This window comes from Arthrobacter sp. CAN_A2 (genome assembly GCF_015752045.1).
Lineage (GTDB): Bacteria > Actinomycetota > Actinomycetes > Actinomycetales > Micrococcaceae > Arthrobacter_D.
Genome location: NZ_JADOUS010000003.1, coordinates 283,202 through 302,106, shown reverse-complemented (window position 1 = coordinate 302,106; position 18,905 = coordinate 283,202). Strand labels below are relative to the sequence as shown.

Annotated in this window: 16 protein-coding genes; 5 read left to right on the top strand and 11 right to left on the bottom strand. The window is 69.8% G+C overall.

Annotated elements, in window-relative coordinates:
• Positions 1-95 precede the first annotated feature (95 nt).
• Positions 96-2,651, bottom strand: coding sequence for an MMPL family transporter (locus tag IWX63_RS05820; RefSeq protein WP_199277200.1), 2,556 nt, complete (start codon positions 2,649-2,651; stop codon positions 96-98).
• A 49-nt stretch (positions 2,652-2,700) separates the two neighbouring features.
• Positions 2,701-3,357, bottom strand: a complete 657-nt coding sequence (locus IWX63_RS05815) for a TetR/AcrR family transcriptional regulator (protein ID WP_199277199.1) — start codon at positions 3,355-3,357, stop codon at positions 2,701-2,703.
• A gap of 134 nt (positions 3,358-3,491) precedes the next feature.
• Between IWX63_RS05815 and IWX63_RS05810 the strand changes: the two genes are divergently transcribed.
• The 3 genes from IWX63_RS05810 (at position 3,492) to IWX63_RS05800 (ending at position 5,798) form a co-directional block, all read left to right on the top strand.
• On the top strand, positions 3,492-4,475 hold the full coding sequence (locus IWX63_RS05810; protein ID WP_199277198.1) for an aldo/keto reductase: 984 nt from the start codon (positions 3,492-3,494) through the stop codon (positions 4,473-4,475).
• A 94-nt stretch (positions 4,476-4,569) separates the two neighbouring features.
• Positions 4,570-5,484 carry a cation diffusion facilitator family transporter gene (locus IWX63_RS05805; RefSeq protein ID WP_199277197.1) on the top strand — a complete coding sequence of 305 codons (915 nt, stop codon included), beginning with the start codon at positions 4,570-4,572 and terminating at the stop codon, positions 5,482-5,484.
• A 2-nt stretch (positions 5,485-5,486) separates the two neighbouring features.
• Positions 5,487-5,798, top strand: a complete 312-nt coding sequence (locus IWX63_RS05800; protein WP_334685682.1) for an ArsR/SmtB family transcription factor — start codon at positions 5,487-5,489, stop codon at positions 5,796-5,798.
• Between the two features lie 63 nt (positions 5,799-5,861).
• Here the strand turns inward: IWX63_RS05800 and IWX63_RS05795 are convergent, their stop codons facing one another.
• From IWX63_RS05795 to IWX63_RS05775, 5 genes are all read right to left on the bottom strand, one after another.
• A complete protein-coding gene (locus IWX63_RS05795; RefSeq protein WP_199277195.1) occupies positions 5,862-6,272 on the bottom strand; it encodes a DUF779 domain-containing protein in 411 nt (136 codons plus the stop codon).
• 8 nt (positions 6,273-6,280) lie between these two features.
• Complete coding sequence (exaC, locus tag IWX63_RS05790) at positions 6,281-7,804, bottom strand: acetaldehyde dehydrogenase ExaC (protein WP_199277194.1); 1,524 nt, start codon at positions 7,802-7,804, stop codon at positions 6,281-6,283.
• Between the two features lie 133 nt (positions 7,805-7,937).
• On the bottom strand, positions 7,938-9,722 hold the full coding sequence (locus IWX63_RS16745) for a peptidoglycan DD-metalloendopeptidase family protein (RefSeq protein ID WP_334685666.1): 1,785 nt from the start codon (positions 9,720-9,722) through the stop codon (positions 7,938-7,940).
• 192 nt (positions 9,723-9,914) lie between these two features.
• A complete protein-coding gene (locus IWX63_RS05780; RefSeq protein ID WP_199277193.1) occupies positions 9,915-11,267 on the bottom strand; it encodes a GAF domain-containing protein in 1,353 nt (450 codons plus the stop codon).
• A gap of 61 nt (positions 11,268-11,328) precedes the next feature.
• Positions 11,329-12,750 (bottom strand): FAD-dependent oxidoreductase, encoded by a 1,422-nt coding sequence (locus IWX63_RS05775; RefSeq protein WP_199277192.1) that lies wholly within the window; start codon positions 12,748-12,750, stop codon positions 11,329-11,331.
• Between the two features lie 196 nt (positions 12,751-12,946).
• On the opposite strand from IWX63_RS05775, the gene rarD reads away from it, so the two are divergent.
• Positions 12,947-13,909, top strand: a complete 963-nt coding sequence (gene rarD, locus IWX63_RS05770; protein ID WP_334685665.1) for an EamA family transporter RarD — start codon at positions 12,947-12,949, stop codon at positions 13,907-13,909.
• A 33-nt stretch (positions 13,910-13,942) separates the two neighbouring features.
• Here rarD and IWX63_RS05765 read toward each other — a convergent pair whose 3' ends face one another.
• Positions 13,943-15,163: a saccharopine dehydrogenase C-terminal domain-containing protein gene (locus IWX63_RS05765; RefSeq protein WP_199277190.1), complete on the bottom strand. Its 1,221-nt coding sequence runs from the start codon at positions 15,161-15,163 to the stop codon at positions 13,943-13,945.
• Complete coding sequence (locus tag IWX63_RS05760) at positions 15,163-16,725, bottom strand: APC family permease (protein ID WP_199277189.1); 1,563 nt, start codon at positions 16,723-16,725, stop codon at positions 15,163-15,165. The genes IWX63_RS05765 and IWX63_RS05760 overlap by 1 nt, the downstream gene beginning before the upstream one ends.
• 102 nt (positions 16,726-16,827) lie before the next feature.
• Between IWX63_RS05760 and IWX63_RS05755 the strand changes: the two genes are divergently transcribed.
• Positions 16,828-17,370, top strand: a complete 543-nt coding sequence (locus IWX63_RS05755) for a TetR/AcrR family transcriptional regulator (protein WP_199277188.1) — start codon at positions 16,828-16,830, stop codon at positions 17,368-17,370.
• Between the two features lie 23 nt (positions 17,371-17,393).
• Here IWX63_RS05755 and IWX63_RS05750 read toward each other — a convergent pair whose 3' ends face one another.
• Both IWX63_RS05750 and IWX63_RS05745 read right to left on the bottom strand, forming a co-directional pair.
• Positions 17,394-17,909, bottom strand: a complete 516-nt coding sequence (locus tag IWX63_RS05750; RefSeq protein WP_199277187.1) for a MarR family winged helix-turn-helix transcriptional regulator — start codon at positions 17,907-17,909, stop codon at positions 17,394-17,396.
• An 88-nt stretch (positions 17,910-17,997) separates the two neighbouring features.
• A complete protein-coding gene (locus tag IWX63_RS05745; protein ID WP_199277186.1) occupies positions 17,998-18,840 on the bottom strand; it encodes a universal stress protein in 843 nt (280 codons plus the stop codon).
• Between the last annotated feature and the right edge of the window lie 65 nt (positions 18,841-18,905).

Here is an 18,905-nt window from a genome sequence, read left to right as displayed (position 1 = left end):
GGACGAGCGGGAAAGCTGTTCCTGCGCGGCACCGCTGGACTTCCCGGCACCGGCGAGCCGCGGGCGTCCGGCTCTCCGCCGTCGGCGCGGTGGTGTCAGGCCGGGACGGACACGGCCTCCTTCTCCTTCTCGTCGCGCAGGAGCCGTGCCCCTTCGACGTCGACGTCCGGGAGGATCCTCCCGAGCCATGCCGGGAGCCACCAGGCGTGCCGGCCCAGCAGGTACATGGCGGCCGGGACCAGGGTCATCCGGACCACGAAGGCGTCGAGCAGCACCCCGAAGGCGAGGCCGAAGCCGATGGGGCGCACCATGGCCAGGTGGGAGAACACGAATCCCGCGAACACGGAGACCATGATGATCGCGGCGGCCGTGACCACGCGGGCGCCGTGGCTGAAGCCGATGCGCACCGCGGCCTTCGGGTCGTCCCCGTGGACGTACGCCTCGCGCATGCCGGACACCAGGAACATCTGGTAGTCCATGGCGAGGCCGAAGAGCACCCCGATCAGGATGATGGGCAGGAAGCTCAGGATCGGCCCGGGGTTCGTGACCCCGAAGACGTCACCGAGCCACCCCCACTGGTAGATGGCGACCGTCGCGCCGAAGCTCGCGAGCAGCGAGAGCAGGAACCCGGCAGTCGCGATGATGGGCACCAGGATGGAGCGGAACACCAGCAGGAGCAGCAGCAGGGACAGCCCCACCACGATGGCGAGGTACACCGGCAGTGCCTCCATGAGCTTGGCGGAGACGTCGATGTTCGCTGCGGTCTGGCCCGTCACGGCGATCGCGACGCCCGTCCGTTCCTCGAACTCCCCGGTCGCGGCGCGGAGGTCGCGGACCAGGTCCTCGGTGGCCTCGCTGGCCGGCCCCTCCTCGGGGATGACCTGGAAGATCGCGGTGCGGCCGTCCTCGCTCACCGTCGCCGGTACGGACGCGGCGACGCCCGGCACGTCCAGCAGGCGGTCGTTGACGTCGAGCCGGAGCGCGGTGAGCTCGGCCTCGTCGGCGGTCTCGGGGAGGGATCCGACGACGATCAGCGGACCGTTGGTACCGGCCCCGAACTTGTCGCCGATGGTCCTGTAGGCCTGGAACGCCGTCGAATCGGCCGGCTCCGTGCCGCCGTCGGGGAGCCCGACGCGCAGCTGCGCCGCGGGGATCGCGATGACGCCGAGCAGGACCACGCCGGCCAGGACCGTCAGGACCGGCTTCCGTGTCACGAAGCCACCCCAGCCCGCACCCCTCGCCGCACGCCGGTCGGCCTGTGCGGTGCTGTCCTCGGAATCCAGGGACCCGGCAGCGGGGTGCTTGTGGCCGGCGGCCTTGGCCCAGCGGCGCTTCGAGATCAGCCGGCGCCCCATCAGCGCGAGGAGCGCCGGAGTGAGGGTGAGCGCCACAAGGACGGACACCGCGACCGTCCCGGCCGCGGAGAGACCCATGACGGTCAGGAAGGGGAGCCCGGGCACGGCGAGCGCGGCGAGGGCCACGATCACCGTGATGCCCGCGAAGAGCACCGCGTTCCCGGCGGTACCGGTGGCACGCGCGATCGACTCCTGCATGTCCATGCCGTGCAGCAGCTGCGTCCGGTGCCGGTTCACGATGAACAGGCAGTAGTCGATACCGACGGCGAGGCCGAGCATGAGGGCGAGGACCGGGGAGATGCTGTTCATCTCGACGATCCCGGACAGCGCGAAGGTGATCCCCACGCCCACGCCGACGCCGACGATGGCCATGAGCAGCGGCAGCCCGGCGGCGATCAGGGTGCCGAGCATCAGGATGAGGACGATGGCGGCGACGGCCAGTCCGACGGCCTCCGTCGCCCCGATGATCCCGGAGACGTCCTCGACGATCTCCTTGCTGTAGTCGACCGTCACTCCGGCGGACTCCGCCTCGGCGGCCGTCTCCTGCACCTCTCCGCGCAGTTCCGGCGAGACCGCATTGATCTGCTGGTCGAACTGCACGCTGGCGACTCCGGTGGAGCCGTCCTCGGACACGAGCCTCACCCCGGAGGTGGCGTCGAGCTGCCGCTGGGCGAGCTCGAGTTCCGCACGCCCGGACTCGAGCTGCGCCCTCCCGGACTCCAGTTCGGTGCGGCTCGCATCGAGGGTCGCCTGGCCCTGCTCGAGCTGCTGCGCGGTGGCCGCCGCCTGGGCGGCCGGAAGCTGTGCCCGGGCCTGTTCGAACTGTGCACGCTGCTGGTCGAGCTGCTGCTGGCCCTGCGCGAGCTGGTCCTCGCCGGCACTCAGCTGCTGCTCGCTGGCGTCGAGTTCCGCGCGACCCGCCTCGAGCTCGGAGCCGCCGGACGCCACCTGGTCCGCGACGTCGAAGGGGTCGATGACGCCGCGGACGCCGTCGAGCGCGGCGATGTCGGCCAGGGCCGACTGCACGCCCTCGCGCTGCTCGGGTGAGAAGGCGGCGCCGCCCTCCGCCGTGAACACCACGGTGCCCGTGCCGCCGACCGCCTCGGGCAGTTCTTCCCGCAGGCGGTCGGAGATCCGCTGGGACTCGGTGCCGGGGATGGTGAAGTTGTTGGTGAGCGTCCCGGAGAACGCGACGGCGGCGGCGCCCACCGCCAGGATGATGGCGAGCCATGCGGAGACGACCCACCACCGCCTCCGATACGCGAAGGAACCGAGCCGGTAGAGAAGAAAAGCCATCGAGGAGTCCTAGCAGGAGGGGGACGGACGGGGGAGGAAGGACAAGGAATCAGGCCCGGGATGCGGGGGCGACACCGATGGTGCGATGGGAGAACCCGTCGCGGAGCATGGTCAGCGCTGCGAGGATGCGCCCCTCGAGCTCCTGCCCGGGGTCTCCGGCGGAGTGGGGGGTCAGGGCGGCCCAGTCGCGCATCGCCGCCTTGGTGCAGGACAGCACGCTTCCCACGAGGGCGGTGAGGTAGAGCTCGGAGGCGTCCGCCCCGAGGCGGCGGCGCAGCCCCTCGACGATCCGCGCCTCGGCGCGCTCCCACGAGTGCAGTTGCGCGCGCAGGAGCTCCGGGTTGGTGTCCGCCATGCGGAAGAGCTCGCCGTGCTGCGAGAGGCCCTCCATCCGCGTGGTCTCGGTGAACGCGCGGATGATGGAGTCGAAGAGGGGTTCGTCCTGCGGCATCCGCCCGAAGACCTCCAGTGCCAGTTCGAGGAATCCGTCCGTACGGACGGTCAGGGCATCCTCGGCGCTGTGGAAGTAGTTGAAGAACGTGCGGCGGGAGACGCCGGCACGCCCGGCGATCTGGTCCACCGTGAACGAGCCGGGCCCCACGGACAGCGCGAGGTCGAAGGCGGCATCCGCGATCGCGCGCCGGGTGTCGATCTTGTTCTGCTCGCGGCGGCCCACGGGCGCTGCGTTGTCGGTGGTGTCCAGCACGATCCCAGCGTAGGCGAATTCTTGCACTGCGTGCAACAAGGTAACCGCAGGGTGACCCTGCCTGCGGGCGTCCGGCCCGGCGTACGCTGGCCGAGGCATCATCTCCCCCATTCCTCCCTGCGAAGGCGGCTCCCATGAAGACCATCACCCTCGGCACGCTCGGCTCGGGCCTCGACGTCTCCCGGCTGGGCCTCGGCTGCATGGGGATGTCGGCGTTCTACACCGGCAGCGGGAAGGACGACGCCGGCGCGACGGCCACCCTGCACCGCGCGCTCGACCTCGGCGTCACCTTCTTCGACACCGCGGAGATGTACGGTCCGTACACCAACGAGGAACTGCTGGGCCGGGCGTTCGTGGGCAGGCGCGACGACGTCGTGCTGGCCACGAAGTTCGGCACCATCCGCCACACCGCGGAGGACGCCTCCGGGCTGGACGGCAGCCCGGAGAACGTGCGACTCGCGGTCGAGGGGTCGCTGAAGCGGCTGCAGACCGACTACATCGACCTCTACTACCAGCACCGCATGGACCCTTCGGTGCCGATCGAGGACACCATGGGCGCCCTGGCCGCCCTCGTGCAGGAGGGCAAGATCCGGCACATCGGGCTGTCGGAGGCGGCACCCGCGACGATCCGCAGGGCTCACGCCGTCCACCCGGTGACCGCCCTCCAGACCGAGTACTCGCTGTGGAGCAGGGACCCGGAGGCGGAGATCCTTCCGCTCGTCCGCGAACTCGGGATCGGCTTCGTCCCCTACTCGCCGCTCGGCCGCGGCTTCCTGACCGGGACCATCCGTTCGGTCGACCAGCTCGACGAGTCCGATTTCCGCCGCAACAATCCGCGCTTCGCGGGGGAGAACCTGCAGGCCAACATCCGGATCGTGGAGCAGGTGGACGACGTCGCACGACAGCTCGATGCGACGCCTGGGCAGGTCGCCCTCGCATGGCTCCTCGCGCAGGGCACGGACATCGCCCCGATCCCCGGGACCAAGCAGGTGCGCTACCTGGAGGAGAACGTCGCGGCCGACGCCCTGGCGCTCTCCCCCGAACAGCTCGCGCAGCTGGACGGGGTCGCCGCCCCCGTGGGGGACCGGTACGAGGACATGTCCGGCGTCGACCGGTAGCGGCCGCTCTTACCGGCCCGCAGCAGGAACGGCGGGAGACCGCAACCCTCCCCGCCCGAACCCCAAGGTTCACGACCGGATGTACTATCGGGGCATGGGTTCCCACCACCACGCACCGGCGAGCGCCGACAGGCGCGGACCGCTGGCCGGCGCGCTCGCCATCACGCTCGGCGTCTTCGTCTTCCAGATCATCGGGGCGCTGCTGACCGGGAGCCTGGCCCTCCTCTTCGACTCCGTGCACGTCCTGACCGACGCCGCCGGCCTCGCGATGGCGCTCGGCGCCGCCACGCTCTCGGTCCGCCCGGCGTCGGCGCGCCGCTCGTGGGGTTTCCGGCGGGCGGAGGTCATCGCCGCGCTGCTGCAGGCAGCGTTCCTGCTCGCCGTCGGGGCCTACGTCCTGTTCGAGGGCGTACGGCGCCTCATCACGCCGACGGACGTCGCCGCCCCGGAAATGATCGTCTTCGGCGTGATCGGCCTCGCGGGCAATCTCGCTGCGCTCGGACTGCTCGCGCGACACCGGACCGCCAGCTTCAACCTGAGGGCGGCGTTCCTCGAGGTGCTCAACGATGCCCTCGGATCCGTGGCCGTCATCGTGGCCGCCGTGATCATCACCTTCACGGGGTGGATGCGGGCGGACGCCGTCGTGGCCCTGCTCATCGGCGCGCTGATCATCCCGCGGACCCTGAAACTGCTGCGCGAGACCATCGACGTGCTGCTGGAGTCCACCCCCGCCGGCATCGACCTCGAGGAGGTCCGCAGCCACATCGCGCGCCTGCCCCAGGTCCGCGACGTCCATGACCTGCACATCACCCAGATCGCCACGGGCCTGCCGGTCCTCACCGCGCACATCGTCGTCGACGACGGCTGCTACCGTGACGGCTCCGCGCACGCGGTGCTGGACCAGCTCCAGGAGTGCGTCGGCCAGCACTTCGACGTGAGCATCGACCACTGCACGTTCCAGATCGAGCCGCTGGGCCACATGCACCACGAGACGGAGCTGACACACTGATGCTGCAGACCCTGACCTCGACGTCGGTCCTGGAACGCGTGGGCACGGCGTTGTCCGATCCGACGCGCGTGCGGATCCTCGTGGCCCTGCGGGATGCTCCGGCCTACCCCACGGAACTGGCCGTCCTGCTCGGCGTCAGTCGCCAGAGCCTGTCCAACCACCTCTCGTGCCTGCGTGGCTGCGGCCTCGTGGTGTCGGTCCCCGAAGGCCGGCGCTCCCGGTACGAACTCGTGGACCCGAAGCTCGGGCACGCCCTCACGGACCTCCTCGGCATCGTCCTCGCAGTGGACCCCGCGCACCAGGGCCACCGCTGAAACGGGGCCGGCGGGCATGAAAAGGGCCCGGCGCATCACGTGCGCCGGGCCCTCCCACGATCCCTAGGTCATCAGCCGGGAGCGGATGAGGAACCTCTTGCCCTCCGGCGCCTCCACGGAGAAGCCGCTCCCCCGGCCCTGGACGACATCGACCGTCAGGTGCGTGTGGCGCCAGTACTCGAACTGCTCCCGCGACATCCAGAAATCGATGAGCCGCGGCTCACCCTCCCCGGACTGCGCGCGGGCGCCCTCCGAGATGTCCAGGACGCCGAGCAGCAGGTCCGCCTCGGCCGTGATGAACTCGCCCGCCGGGTAGCACATCGGCGACGAGCCGTCGCAGCACCCGCCGGACTGGTGGAACATCAGCGGCCCGTGGATGAGCCACAGCTTCTCCAGCAGTTCGACGGCGGCATCGGTGAGAGCCACCCGCGAGGTGGTCTCGCCCGGGATGGTCACCGAGGCTTCGACGGTCACGGCATCTCCTAGAAGAACCCGAGCTTGGACTCGGAGTAGCTGACCAGCAGGTTCTTGGTCTGCTGGTAGTGGTCGAGCATCATGGCGTGGTTCTCGCGACCGATACCCGAGGACTTGTAACCGCCGAACGCCGCTCCCGCGGGGTAGGCGTGGTAGTTGTTCACCCACACGCGCCCGGCCTGGATCTCGCGCCCTGCCCGGTACGCCACGTTCCCGTTCCGCGACCAGACGCCCGCGCCGAGCCCGTAGAGGGTGTCGTTGGCGATCTCGAGGGCCTCCGCGTAGTCGTTGAACCGGGTCACCGAGACCACGGGACCGAAGATCTCCTCCTGGAACACCCGCATGTTGTTGGTGCCCTCGAACACGGTGGGCTTCATGTAGTAGCCCTCGGCGAGGTCGCCACCGAGGATGTTCCGCTCGCCGCCGATGAGGACCTTCGCGCCCTCCTGCTTGCCGATGTCCATGTAGGAGAGGATCTTCTCGAGCTGGTCGTTGGACGCCTGGGCTCCCACCTGCGTGTCGGTGTCCAGCGGGTTGCCCTGCACCATCTTCTCCACGCGGGCGATCGCGTCGGCCATGAACGAGTCGTAGATGGAGCCCTGCACGAGCGCGCGGGAGGGGCAGGTGCAGACCTCGCCCTGGTTCAGCGCGAAGAGCGCGAAGCCCTCGAGTGCCTTGTCGTAGAACGAGTCGTTGCTCTCCGCGACGTCCGCGAAGAAGATGTTCGGGCTCTTGCCGCCGAGCTCGAGCGTGACCGGGATCAGGTTCTGGCTCGCGTACTGGCTGATCAGACGGCCCGTGGTCGTCTCGCCGGTGAACGCGATCTTGCGGATGCGCTTGCTCGAGGCGAGCGGCTTGCCTGCCTCCACGCCGAATCCGTTCACGACGTTGATGACACCCGCCGGCAGGATGTCGCTGATCAGTTCCATGAGGACGAGGATCGACGACGGCGTCTGCTCCGCAGGCTTGAGCACGACGGCGTTGCCTGCGGCGATCGCGGGGGCGAGCTTCCACGTCGCCATGAGGATCGGGAAGTTCCACGGGATGATCTGCCCGACGACGCCGAGCGGCTCGCGGTAGTGGTAGGCCGTCATGTCCTCGTCGAGCTGGGACAGGTTGCCTTCCTGGGCGCGGATGGCGGCGGCGAAGTAGCGGAAGTGGTCGACCGCGAGGGGCATATCGGCGGCGAGGGTCTCCCGGACGGGCTTGCCGTTGTCCCAGGTCTCCGCCACCGCGAGCATCTCGAGGTTCTCCTCCATGCGGTCCGCGATGCGGTTGAGCACCATGGCCCTCTCTGCTGCGGAGGTCTTGCCCCAGGACGGGGCGGCCTTGTGGGCTGCGTCCAGTGCCAGCTCGATGTCCTCGGCGGTGCCGCGGGCCACTTCGCAGAAGGCCTTACCCGTGACCGGGGAGATGTTCTCGAAGTACTGGCCCTTGATGGGGGGAACCCACTCCCCGCCGATCCAGTTCTCGTACCGCGGCTTGAAAGTGACCTTCGATCCATCCTGGCCAGGCTGGGCGTAAACAGTCATCGTCGAACTCCTTGAACTCCATGGGTGCAGGACGTCGTCGTCCCTTGATCACACAGTAGGAGCCCGAACGTTGCATCGACGTTGCACACCGCCCGACGCCGCCGAGGCTCCGTCGTGTCGCCGCGCTGTCGCGTCAGCCCTTCCCGGCTGCGGGTGCCGCCTCGTCCTCGGTCGGCTTGGCGGGCGCAGGTACGGCGGGGTCGGCGCTAGCTGGGGCAGGCGCCGGGCCGGGCTCGGCCGGTGCCTCCGGCCCGTCGCATGACGGATGGGCCAGGTCGGACGCGTCGCCGGGCTTCGGCCCGGTGCCGGTCTCGGCATCAGTCACGGTGCCGTCCTCCGGGGCTGCAGCCGCTGGGTCCGCCGTTCCGGCGGGCGTCGGCGGCTGCGCCGCGGGATCAGCACCATCGGCGGGCGTCTCCGACTCGGCGTCGTCCGGCGCCGACGGATCCGTTGCGCACGGCTCCTCGGGGGTCGTGGGATCTGGGGTCGGTGCCGGCGCGGGAGCCGGTGCCGGGGCTGGTGCCGGTGCGGGGGCCGGTGCCGGGGCCGGTGCCGGTGCCGGGGCTGGCGCGGGCGTCTCGTCAGCCGTGGCAGGCTCGGCGGGCTCTACCGGCTTCTCGGCGGGCTTTTCTCCTGGCTTGGCAGGCTCCCCGACAGGCTTGTTCGTCTGCTCCTCGACCGGCTTCCCTGCTGGCTCGGCAGGCTTCTCGGCAGGCTTGTTCGTCTGCTCCTCGACCGGCTTCCCTGCTGGCTCGGCAGGCTTCTCGGCAGGCTTGTTCGTCTGCTCCTCGACCGGCTTCTCAGCTGGCTCGGCAGGCTTCTCGGCAGGCTTGTTCGTCTGCTCCTCGACCGGCTTCTCAGCAGGCTTTTCCGCAGGCTTGTCCAGCGGCTTGTCGGCCGGCTTCTGAACCGGCTTCTCAGCAGGCTTCCCCGTCCCGGCGGGGGCGGGCGTGCTGCCCGAAGATGCCGCGGGGAGGTCGGGACGCTTCGGCGACGCCGGCGTCTCACGCCCCGACACGGTGACACCGGCAGCCCCGGTCGCCTCATCCGCACCGGCCACAATGCTCGCGCCCCATGGAGCAGCATCGAACCGAGGGTCGCCCTGCCCGCGCTGGCCCGACGGGGTGGTGGACTGCGCCCACGCAGGGATGTCGGCCGTACTGCGGCCCTCGGGGTTGTAGTCCCTGAGTGCCCCGATGCGCTTTCCGTGGTGCGTCGGTGCCATCTTCCAGTCGAGGGGGTCTGCGTGCTCACCGTCGAGGATCGTCTCGAAGTGCAGGTGGCAGCCGGTCGAGGATCCCGTGGTGCCGACCTCGGCGATGGGGTCCCCGCCATTGACGGCGTCGCCCTTCAGCACGGAGATGCCCTGCAGGTGGTTGTAGCTCGTGATCAGGCCGTTGCCGTGGTCGATCTCCACCCGGTTACCGCCACCCCAGGGATGCCAGCCCACGGCACGCACCGTGCCGGCGTCGGCCGCGTACACGAGTGTGCCGCAGGGAGCGGCGTAGTCCTGGCCCGTGTGGAACTCGCCGTCCTCCCCGGAGATGGGGCTGGTCCGGTGGCCGAAGGACGAACTGGCCACGAGTGCGTCGAGGGGTGCGAAGAGGGTGCCCGCCGTCGGTCGTCGCGTGGCGGACGCCGTCAGGACCTCAGGACCGTCAGCTTCACTGCCTGTGGTCGGCGGAACGTCGGCGGACGGTCGCCCGGGGGTGAGGGCGTCCAGCGGGTCGATGGCATCAAGGGGTACCAGCAGTGACGGGCCCACGATGCCCGACGCCGACAGGGCGTCGTTCCCCGACAGGACGAGGGTCGAGGCCGACACCGGCCCGGGTGAGACCGTGGAGGCGGCCTCCCATGACTGCGGCACGAAGCCCTGGAAGCCGACGAAGCAGACCACGATCGCCAGACTGGCATGCATGGTGGTTCGCGATGTCCGTGCGCTCCGGGCCGGTCCGGCCGGATGCCTTGTGGATTGCGTCATGAGTACCCCCCCTTGCCCGTCTGCTGCGTCAGTACAGCCGCCGGGAACTGTTGTCCGGCGGAATCATCAGCCACCAGGCCTAACGTTAACCCGGCCCCTGCCCGTATGACGACGGTTTATTGCGATTGGCTAACAAACTTTAGAAGAAATTGAGGGGGACGTCGAGGGTGCCGCCAATTCGGCGTCCAACCATTCCGCGTGGGCCACGACCGCGGCCCGCCGTGGGGAGCGCCGCGGCAGCACGCGCAGGGCGAGCTGCCATGCCTCGGCGTCGTACTCCGCCTCGGCGAGCGCGAGGTACTGCAGCACGGTCTCCGGTGCGCCGTCGTTCAGGACGGCATCACGCAGGAGCACCGACACCTCGTTGCGCAGTCTCACGATCGCGGGAGCCTGCGACCGCGGGAGGACGGGCCCTCGGTAGATCCCGAGTGCCATGCGGTGGGCTCCGCGGTGCAGGTAGCTCAGGACCTGTACCGCATCGACGACCAGCTGTCCCGGCAACCGGTAGGGACGCGACTGCGGCACCGTCGCGTCCCCGTGCTGCGCCAGGACCTTCCGCAGCCGCAGGATCTCCGCGCGGACCGTCGTCCCGGATGCTTCCTCCGGATAGGCCATGGTGGCCAGCTGGTCCGCGGTGAGCCCTTCCGGGTGCAGGGCGAGGATGGTCAGCAGCTCCGCATGGCGGAGGCTCAGCTCGAGCGAGGCCCCTCCGGTGTGGACCACCCCGTGGTCGATGCCCAGGATCTGCAGGCTGTTCCGGTAGAGCGCCGTCTGGGGGCGCCCCTGCCGGCGGCGCTTGGTCCGCGGCAGCCGGTCCTGCAGCCGATGGATGCTCAGCTGCGCCTCCGCGGCGGCGACCGCGGCTTCGACGAGCGCCAGCGTGTGGGTGGCGACGGCGTCGGCGGTTCCCGTGATGTCGACGACACCGAGCACCGTCCTCGAATCGGGATCGTGCACCGGCACCGCCGTGCAACTCCAGGGGTGTGCCTTGTGGCTGAAATGCTCCGCCCCGGCGATCTGCACGCTGCGGTCGAGGGCGAGCGCCGTTCCGGGAGCGCTCGTACCGACGGTCGATTCGGACCAGTCTGCGCCGGCGACGAAGAGCATGCCCTCGGCCCGGCGCCGTAGCTCGCGATCGCCGTCGACCCAGAGGAGCCGCCCGTTCTCGTCGCCGACGGCCACGAGCATCCCCGCCTCGAGGCTGGGCTGGACGAGCAGGCGATGGATCACGGGCATGACCGCGGCCAGGGGGTGGCCTTGCCGGTAGGACTCGAGCTCCTCCTCGGAGCAGAACAGGCGGGCCTCGGCGGCGGCCGGATCGCGGAGGAAACCGAGCGACCTGCGCCACGACTCCAGGACGACGCCGCGGAGGTCACCGTCGACCACCGCGCCCCGCCCCAGCGCCTCGTGCGCCGCGAATGCTCTTCGTTGCAGCGCATCGGAAGAGAGCTCGGCTTCGGCTAGTGAACGGGACGGCGACATCGGCACTCCGCTTCGTGACCTGTCCCATGGGTGGCGTGGGACAGGTCACAGTGTAGCCGGACTACTCACCTCGGGAAATGGCCACCATGTCTTCGCGGGGCACGAGCTTCACGCGCTCCCTGACGAGTTCCGCGTTGCCGGACGTGTTGACGAAGTTGGCGCCTGATTTCATCTCATGGGCGTCGAGTTTGAGCCACCCCTCCCACGTGGTGTAGCGGACCCCGCGCTCCTCGAGGAGGTCGATGATGGCGTCCGCCGACCCGTCCTCGGCCGGCGGGAGATTCAGCCGGTCCTCGAGGAGGTAGCCGATGGTCTCGAGCGCGTCTCCCTTGGTGTGGCCGATCAGCCCCACGGGTCCGCGCTTGATCCAGCCGGTGGCGTAGATGCCCGGCACGGGCCTGCCGTCCTCGTCGATGACGCGCCCGCCCTCGTTGGGGATGACGCCGCGCTTCTCGTCGAAGCCGACCTCGGGCAGTTCCGACCCGAAGTAGCCGATGGCCCGGTAGACGGCCTGGACGGGGTAGTCGATGATCTCGCCGGTCCCCCGGACGCTGCCGTCTCCGGTCAGCTCCGTGCGCTCGAAGCGCATGCCCGCGACCCGGCCGGGGGTCTCGGGAGAATCGTGGACCTCGACCGGCGAGTGGAGGAAGTGCAGGTGGAGGCGACGCGACGCCCCCGTCGGCTCGTCCTCGACCAGCCAGTTGGTGAGCGTCTTCACCATGGTCTTGGTCTGGTTGTTCGATGCGATCTGCGCCTCGGAACCCGCGTCGAAGTCGAAGTCCTCGGGGTAGAGGACGATGTCGACGTCGCGCGAGTGCGAGAGCTCCCGCAGTTCCAGGGGAGTGAACTTCACCTGCGCGGGTCCGCGACGGCCGAAGACGTGGACATCGGTCACGGGCGAGGCCTTGAGTCCCTGGTAGACGTTTTCCGGGATCTCGGTGGACAGGAGGTCGTCCGCGTGCTTGGACAGGACACGGGCGACGTCGAGCGCCACGTTCCCGTTGCCGATCACGGCGATCTCGCGGGCCTCGAGCGGCCAGTCCCGGCTCACGTCGGGGTGCCCGTCGTACCAGGACACGAAGTCGGCGCCACCGAAGGAGCCCTCGAGCCCGATGCCCGGGATGTCCAGGTCCGCATCCCTGATGGCGCCCGTCGCGAAGATGACGGCGTCGTAGAAACGCCGGAAATCGGAGAGGGTGAGGTCGCGTCCGTAGTTCACGTTCCCGAGGAAGCGGATGTCACCGCGGTCCAGCACCTTGTGCAGCGCGTTGACGATGCCCTTGATACGCGGGTGGTCCGGCGCGACCCCGTAGCGGATCAGGCCGTAGGGTGCCGGGTACTGGTCGAAGAGATCGATGCTGACGGCGAAATCGCCCCCCTGGACCTCGTTCGACTTCGTGAGGATGTCGGCGGCATAGACGCCCGCCGGACCGGCGCCGATGATCGCGACCCGCAGCGGTCGAGCCGCAGCTGAGGTAGACACTGATGATCCTTCTTCCCGGTGGAATGCTCCCGATGGTTACCGCGGTGCGATTAAGCGCACAGTTCCCTATTCTAAATGCCCCAGGGCGGCACCGACGAAAACAGTGGCGCGCATCTCCCCCGGGATTCGTCACCGGGAGCGTACCGGATCGGGCGGGGAGGGGAATAAAGGGCTTACGGGCCCCGTTCACGCCCTCGTGACTTCAACGGGCGGAAAGACACCGAGGCCGGCGCGGAGCGAGAACTCCACGGGCATCCTCTTCGGCATCGGAGCGTACGGCCTGTGGGGCCTGCTCCCGCTGTACTTCCTCATCCTGGCGCCCGCCGGCCCCGTGGAGATCGTGGCCAACCGCGTGCTCTGGTCGCTGGCCTTCTGCGCCCTGCTCCTCACGGTCCTGCGCTCGTGGCGGCCCGTCCTGACGGCCCTGCGCACGCCGCGGATCGTCGGGACCCTGACCGTCGCGGCGCTGCTGATCGCGGTCAACTGGCTGGTCTACACCTATGGGGTGACCACCGGGCAGGCGATCGAGGCCGCTCTCGGGTACTTCATCAATCCGATCGTCTCGGTCCTGCTGGGCGTGGTGGTGCTCCGCGAGAAACTCCGTCCGCTGCAGTGGACGGCGATCGGCATGGGCATCTTCGCCGTGATCGTCCTGGCGGTCGGGCACGGCGGCGTGCCCTGGATCGCCCTGACCCTCGCCTTCTCCTTCGGCCTCTACGGGTTCGCGAAGAAGAAGGTCGGCTCCCGCGTGGACGCGATCACCAGCCTCAGCATCGAGACGGTGGTCCTGGCACCGATCGCCCTCGCGGTCATGCTGTGGCTCGGCTCGACGGGCGCCGCGACCCTGACGACCGAGGGTACGGGGCACTTCTGGATCATGGCGGCGTCGGGCGTCATCACGGCGATCCCCCTCATCTTCTTCGGCGCTGCGGCGCGCCGCCTGCCCCTGACCACCATCGGGCTGCTGCAGTACCTCGCCCCCGTGCTCCAGTTCCTGCTCGCGCTCCTCGTCCTCCATGAGGAGATGCCGTTCGAGCGGTGGGTCGGCTTCAGCCTCGTGTGGGTGGGGCTCATCCTCCTGACCGTGGACATGCTCCGCACCGTACGCCGCCGGCCGAAGCCGGCACGGGTGCAGGAACCTGCGGCGACCGCCGTCTGAGACCGGTCTCAGCCCCTCCTCCGCACCCGGGGGTCAGCGCTCCTCCATCCCCCAGGGGGATCCGTAACCCAGCGGCGCATCCGCGGCCAGCAGGTCCAGGAAGGGCCGGGCGTCGAAGGCTTCCGGCCCGAGGACCCCGGAGCCCCGCCAGGTGCCGGCGGCCAGTAGCTCGAGGGCGATCACCGGGTTGACGGCGGTCTGCCACACCACCGCCTGGGAGTTGTACTCGGCCATGGACCACTCGTTGTCAACCACGTGGTAGAGGTAGACCGAGCGGGGCTCCCCGTCCCTGCCCACGCCCGTGACGAGGAGCCCGGCGCAGGTCTTGCCCGTCATCCTGTCGCCCAGGGTGGCGGGATCCGGCAGGACGGCGGCCACCACGTCCCGTGGCGCCACGGACACGCCTTTCACGGACACCGCCTCGGTGGAGTCCAGGCCCAGTTTGTGCAGGGTCCGGAGGACCCCGATGAACTCCTCACCGAGCCCGTACTTGAAGGTCACCTTGCTGGCGTCGGTCCACCGCGGCATCAGGATCACCTCCTCGTGCTCCACGTTCACGCACTCCACGGGGCCGATGCCCTCCGGGAAGTGGAACACCTCCGGCTCGCTGAACGGCTCCGTCGTGTACCAGCCGCGCTCCCGTTCGAAGACCACCGGCGGGTTCAGGCACTCCTCGATGGTGGTCCAGATGGAGAACGACGGCGCGAAGTCGTATCCCTCCACGGTCAGGTTGGCCCCGTCGCGGACCCCGAGTTCGTCGATGGAGGAGAACAGCTCGTCCTCCGCGTAGCGGGCGAAGACATCCGACAGTCCCGGCTCCACACCGATGCCCACCACGGCGAGCCGCCCCGCATCCGACCAGCGCCCGGCCGCCTCGAACTGCTCGTCGCCGAGCATCACCCCCGTCTTCTCGTACGGATGGTCGGGGTGCCGCGCGGAGAGGCTCATCGCCATGTCGAGGTAGGTGGCTCCGGCGTCGAAGCAGCCGTTGAACACCGGCATCACGAAGCGCGGGTCGACGGCGTTCAGCACGTGGGTGATCCCGTGTTCGCGCACGACGGCGGCCACGGCCTCCGCGGACGAGGCGTCGATCTGCGCCGCGAGCAGCCGCGGGTCGCCCAGCTCCTCCACGAGGCGCTGCGGGCGGGCGGGGTCGTAGTCGGAGACCACCAGCAGTTCGAAGAACGACCGGCGCACCGCGATCCGGGCGGCGGCGGAGCCGACCCCGCCGGTGCCGACGATGAGTATGCGCATCAGGAAAGACCTCCGTCGATCGAACGTCTGCGGGTGTCCGGCGAGTCCGGCACCAGGACCGGGGTGTCCTCGTTGAGGCTCTCCCCCCGGAAGAAGGGAAGCGACGCGGAGCGGGTCCGCCAGAGCACCATGACGACGAGCCCCAGCGCCAGCGACCCGACGCCGGTCACGAAGGTGCCGCCGATGCCCAGCAGCACGCTGTAGCCGTAGTCGACGTCGGCCATGTCCACGGCGGACCTGATGAATGCCGCCGTGAGCATCAGCGCACCGAGCAGCGGCAGCAGGAACCGGAAGACCACGTTGTGGCGTGAGGTGAACAGCTCGCGCCGGAAGTACCAGACGCAGGCGTACCCGGTGATGGCGTAGTAGAAGGCGATGGCCAGGCCGAGCGAGAGGATGGAGTCGGCCAGGATGTTCTCGCTGATGATGGTCATGACCACGTAGTAGGCGATCGCGGAGATCCCCATCACCAGGGTCGAGAAGGAGGGTGTCCTGAAGCGGGGGTGCACCACGCCGAAGCGGGCCGGCAGCGCCCGGTAGACGGCCATGGAGAGCGTGCCGCGTGCGGTGGGGAGGATGGTCGTCTGGGTGGAGGAGACCGCGGACACGAGGACCGCGACGACCAGCAGCCACGACCACGGCCCCAGGACGGCGTCCTTCAGTGCGAGGAACACGTCCTCGGAGTTGGCCTCGTTCCCGAGACCGATCCCTTCGTCCCCCACGCCCGCGTACATCATCGCGGCGACGCTGACCCCCACGTAGGTGACGAGGAGCAGGACCGTCGACACGAGGGCGGCGCGACCCGGGGTGTGCCGCGGGTCCTTCGTCTCCTCGTTGAGGGCCAGGCACGCATCCCAGCCCCAGTAGATGAACAGGGCGAGGAGGATGGACTCGGTGAAGCCCTCGACGCTCTCGAAGGCGAAGGGGTTGAACCATTCGAGGGACACCGGGGTGGCGTTCTCAGCGGTCCCGTTCGCCACGGAGACGAGAGCGGCGATCACGAACAGGGCCAGCGCCAGGTACTGGATGCCGAGCAGGACGTTCTGCAGCCGGGCACCGATCTCGACCCCGCGATAGCTCACCAGGGTCATCAGGGCGATGAAGACGACCCCCGTGACCGTGACCAGCAGCGGGTTCTCGGCGAGGGACCCGTCGCCCACGAGCAGCCAGAGATAGAGGCCGCTGATCTGTGCGAGATTGGCGAGGACGACGATGCCGGCGACGGCGACGCCCCAGCCGGCCATCCAGCCCGCCCAGGGGCCGAACGCCTTGGTGGCCCAGGTGAAGGAGGTCCCGCAGTCGGGGATGGCCTCGTTGAGTTCCCGGTAGGCGAAGGCGACGAACAGCATCGGGATGAACGCGAGGATGAACGCGATCGGTGTCTGGGCCCCCACGGCGAGGACCACGAAGCCGAGGGTGGCCACCAGGGAATAGACGGGCGCCGTGGATGCCAGGCCGATGACCACGGACGCCCAGAGCCCCAGCGTGCCGGTCGCCAGGCCCTTGCCGGGCCGCGCCGATCCACCACCGGAGGCCCTCGTCTCGGACGGGATCGAATTCATGGGGCGCCTCGACTCTGGAAGGGACTGTTTCCGCCACACGCCGTGGCACAGGTCACTATACCGACCAGTCGGTTTTCTGAAAAGGGTCCTAGACTGCGGATCATGGCCACGCCTCCGACCACCGTCCAGCGCCTGATCGACGCCTACGAGGACATCCTCCTCACGGACGGCGAGCGGGCCGCGACCCTCGATGCGATCGCCATGAGGGCGGGGGTGTCCAAGGGCGGCCTCACCTACCACTTCAAGTCCAAGGACGAGCTGGCAGCAGCGCTGTTCGACCGCCTCCGCCTCCTCGTGGACGAGGACGTGGCCATCATGCGCGCCGATCCGGCGACGGCGGCCACCTACTACGTCACGAGTTCGCTCGACGTCCGCAGCCCCCTGGAGCGGTGCAACGTCGCCGTGACGCGACTGGCGCAGGGCTCCCATCCGGAGGCGAACGAGCTGCTGGCCCAGTGCCGGACGCGGTGGTTCGAGGTCCTGATGGAGGCCATGGGACACGAGGACATGGTGCACCTCGTCATGCTGCTGGGCGACGGCATCTACTTCAACGCATCCCTCACCGGCACGGGCGCGATGCCCGCGGAGACGGACCCGGCGACGATCGACCGCATCATCGCGCTGGTGGGGACCATCCGGTACTGAGCCCTCGCGGTCGTGGCGGCACCTCAGGCGGGGGGAGCGTCGGCCCCGCGGAGATAGGACGCATTGAAGCGGGTCAGCAGATCCGCCAGGTCGACGACGTCGGTCCGGCTCCAGCCCTCGAGCTGCCGCAGGAAGCTCCGGCGCCGGCCGGCGCGCGCCTCGTCGATGCGCCGGAGGCCCTCGGGCGTCAGTCGCACGGGGTGGGACCGCTCGTCGTCGAGGGTGGCCCCGCGCTCCACCAGCCCGAGCCGCCGCAGGGCTGCCACATGCCCGCTCACGGCCGAGGTGCTCATCCCGAGGGTCGCGGCGAGGTCGGTCACCCGGCAGGACCCGGCCATGCGCACGGCGCACAGCAGGCTGTAGGCCGCCGGTTCCATCGCCGGGTCGATCCGGCGGGCGAGCGTCCAGCACACGAGCTGCTCACTGCGGCACATGGCGGCGGCCGTGCCCTCCACGACGTCGAGCACGGCGCGGCGGCCGTCTTCGCGGGGATCAGCGGGGAGCGGGTTCGCGCCCGCGCCGTCGTGGAGTGCGTCCATCGCCGCATCGTAGGCCGGAGTGGGCCCGTTCCGACCCGGAATCCCCAGCATTACGCGCCATGACGCGGGGCCGGGGCGGGAGCGGGGATCAGTGCGGAGCGCGCACCCAGTCCCGGGGGACCACGACCATGGGCACCGGCAGCGCGCGGAGCATCTGGTTGGCGGTGGTACCGAGGAAGATCTGGCGGCGCTGGGCGAGACGGCTCGACCCCACGATCACGAGCTCTCCGGGATCCCACTCGATCTCGTCGATGGCCTGCTCGATCGTCCGGCCGTGGGCGACGGCGATCGACGCCTCATGGCCCGCGGGCAGCTGCCCGACGGCGCGGGCCAGCACCGAGTGGGCATGCTGGTGGGCCTTGTTGATGGCCTCGCCGGAGTCGGACGCCTCGTAGACGTCCAGGGCGACGAGGGAGATCAGCCGCAGCGGGAGGCCACGCCGAGCCGCGGACTCGACGGCGACGTCGAGCACGCCGTCCGCCCCGGCCCGGGTGCCGACAGCGCTCGTCATCCGGGTGAAGGCGGACCGGTGCCGGTACCCGCGCGGGGCGAGCGCCACCGGGACGCTGGAACTGTGGAGCACGGCGTTCGCGACGCTGCCGACGGTGAAACGACGGAGGAGGCCGTTGCTGGACGCGCCGACCACGATCAGGCCGGCGTCGACTTCGGCCGCCACCTCGAGGAGTCCCTGCGCGAACGAGTCGGCGAGGCGCACGTGCGTGGCGACCTCGACGCCGTCGGGAACATGCTCGGCCGCGCGGTCGAGGGCGTCCTGCGCGCGCTGGCGTCCCGGTGCGACACTGCCGTCCTGGGGCCAGTCGAGGACGGTGACCAGATCGATGGCCGCCGACTGCGTGAGGGCCATCGATGTGGCCAGCTCGAGGGCGTCCTGCCCGCGGTCATTCCCGGTATAGCCAACGACGTAGCGCACGGCGGTTCCTCTTCTTCGATCGGTGCGAAGGCGATGCGGCCTTCGGGAGCGCCGCGGAGTCGATC

Coding starts and splice junctions, on each gene's coding strand:
- IWX63_RS05820 (WP_199277200.1), bottom strand. CDS start 2,651: ATGGCTTTTCTTCTCTACCGGCTCGGTTCCTTCGCGTATCGGAGGCGG.
- IWX63_RS05810 (WP_199277198.1), top strand. CDS start 3,492: ATGAAGACCATCACCCTCGGCACGCTCGGCTCGGGCCTCGACGTCTCC.
- IWX63_RS05805 (WP_199277197.1), top strand. CDS start 4,570: ATGGGTTCCCACCACCACGCACCGGCGAGCGCCGACAGGCGCGGACCG.
- exaC (WP_199277194.1), bottom strand. CDS start 7,804: ATGACTGTTTACGCCCAGCCTGGCCAGGATGGATCGAAGGTCACTTTC.
- IWX63_RS16745 (WP_334685666.1), bottom strand. CDS start 9,722: ATGCATGCCAGTCTGGCGATCGTGGTCTGCTTCGTCGGCTTCCAGGGC.
- IWX63_RS05780 (WP_199277193.1), bottom strand. CDS start 11,267: ATGTCGCCGTCCCGTTCACTAGCCGAAGCCGAGCTCTCTTCCGATGCG.
- IWX63_RS05765 (WP_199277190.1), bottom strand. CDS start 15,163: ATGCGCATACTCATCGTCGGCACCGGCGGGGTCGGCTCCGCCGCCGCC.
- IWX63_RS05760 (WP_199277189.1), bottom strand. CDS start 16,725: ATGAATTCGATCCCGTCCGAGACGAGGGCCTCCGGTGGTGGATCGGCG.
- IWX63_RS05755 (WP_199277188.1), top strand. CDS start 16,828: ATGGCCACGCCTCCGACCACCGTCCAGCGCCTGATCGACGCCTACGAG.
- IWX63_RS05750 (WP_199277187.1), bottom strand. CDS start 17,909: ATGGACGCACTCCACGACGGCGCGGGCGCGAACCCGCTCCCCGCTGAT.